Raw genomic sequence first — 1,781 nt, forward strand, 5'->3', positions numbered from 1 at the left:
GTACGGGAACGGCGACATCGAGATTGCCGGTCGCCACCTCGTCGGCCGCGCCGATCAACTGGCGGATCGGCCGCACCAGCCGGTCGGCGACCGCAATGCCGGTCCAGATCGCCGACAGGATGATGATCAGCGTCAGCGACAGATAGGGCAGCGCGAAGGCCACCTGGGAAGTGCGGCGGTTGTCCTCGAGGTTACGGTATTCGTCGGTGTTGGATTTGACGATCTGGCGCGCGCGGATCACTTCGGGGTCGACCAGCCGGATCGTGTAAAGGTAAAGGCCCTCGATCTCGCGCAGCTTGACGATGGCACCCATGATGTTGCGCGTTCGCGGCTCGATCAGCACGGGCTTGCCATCGGCGGCGGTATCGACAGCGCCGGGCGGCGGCTCGGGCATGGCGAAATCGGCGTCGGTCTTGGCGCTCATCACGAAGGAGCCGTCGGGCTTGATCAGCGCCGCATGCGCCAGCCCGCGGCCGACGGCTTCCTTGTTCATGAGGTCAAGGAAGCCGTTTCGATCGAGGCCATAGAGCGTGCGCGACGCGTCGAGATCATAGGCCATCGACAGGGTCGTGCCCTGTAGGTTGCGCGCGTTTTCCTGGACATAGGCATCCGCGATCGACAGCGAGGAATTGACGATGGTCTTGGTGCGGATTTCGAACCAGCGGTCGAGGCCGATATCCAGCGTGATCGAGGCGATGATTGCCACCATGATCGCCGGAATGGCGGCGACCAGCGCGAACATGGCGACGATGCGCACATGCAGCCGTGAGGCTGCCCTGCCGTGCCGGCGGGCCATGACGATGCGACGCACCTCGCGGGCGACGAGCGCGATCAGGAACAGGACGAAGACAGCGTTGAGCGCGATCAGCGCCCAGGTCGTGTCGGCGTTCGGCGCGATCGGCGTCGCGCCGACCAGGATGGCGAACGAGATCGCCGCCGTGATCATGGCGCCCACGATCGCGACCACGCCCGGCAGCGCCAGCAACCGGCGGCCGTCGGGTACGCCAGCCCGGCTGAAAAGCGGTTGGTTCAGTGTTGGAGCCTCAGCAGCCATATCGCCGTCTAGAGTCGGTCATAGCGTCGGATGTATGCAACGCATTGTGGCGATTATGCAACAAGTGTGGCCGGGACGGAAATCTTTCCCCGGCTCAATCACGCAAAAAGGACAATGCCGGTGATCCAATACCGCCGAACGATGCGGCCGGCGATGCGATGGCTCGCGTCACTGCTCCGGTCGCGCCCGTCGCAAGCTGCGCGGCGTCTGCCCGATCTCGCGGCGCATCCAATGCGCCAGATGCGACTGATGCGCGAAGCCTGTCAGATAGGCCACCTCGCTGGTGCTGAGGTCACTTCCCAGAATCAGGGAACGGGCACGCTCAACCCGGCGTCGCAGCACATAGCGGTGAAGGGTCATGCCGGTCGCCGCCTTGAACCATGTCCTGAGATGCGAGCTGCTGGCGTTAGCGATGCGGGTCAGCGTATCGATCGTGAGCGGTTCGGAAAGATGCGCGTCGATATAGTCCAGGATACGTTTGAACTGCGCATCCGACAGCCGAACCGTTCGATCCGTCTCCAGATCGTCGAGACCAACCAGCCGCACCGCAAGCGCGATGCCGACACTTTCGGCGAACAGAGCCCCACCCGGCGAGCCTGCGTCTTGGTCGGTTTCAAGTGCCCGGACGAGGTATTCGATACGTTCGTCCCGAAGCAGGTGCCGCATGTCGAAATGACGCGCCCTTGCGCTGCCCTCAATCTCCGACGCCACACCCTCGAGCATGGCA

At 63.9% G+C, this 1,781-nt stretch carries 1 protein-coding gene and 1 pseudogene; both read right to left on the reverse strand.

What is annotated here, in order from left to right; genetic code table 11:
* A pseudogene (locus EOA29_RS35270) lies at positions 1–1,054 on the reverse strand (HAMP domain-containing protein); the annotation flags it as partial.
* 168 nt (positions 1,055–1,222) lie between these two features.
* Positions 1,223–1,781, reverse strand: a 559-nt coding sequence (locus tag EOA29_RS35275) for an AraC family transcriptional regulator (RefSeq protein WP_145970005.1), incomplete at its 5' end; no start/stop codon positions are given.

It is taken from the genome of Mesorhizobium sp. M1E.F.Ca.ET.063.01.1.1, from assembly GCF_003998155.1.
Taxonomy (GTDB): Bacteria; Pseudomonadota; Alphaproteobacteria; order Rhizobiales; family Rhizobiaceae; genus Mesorhizobium.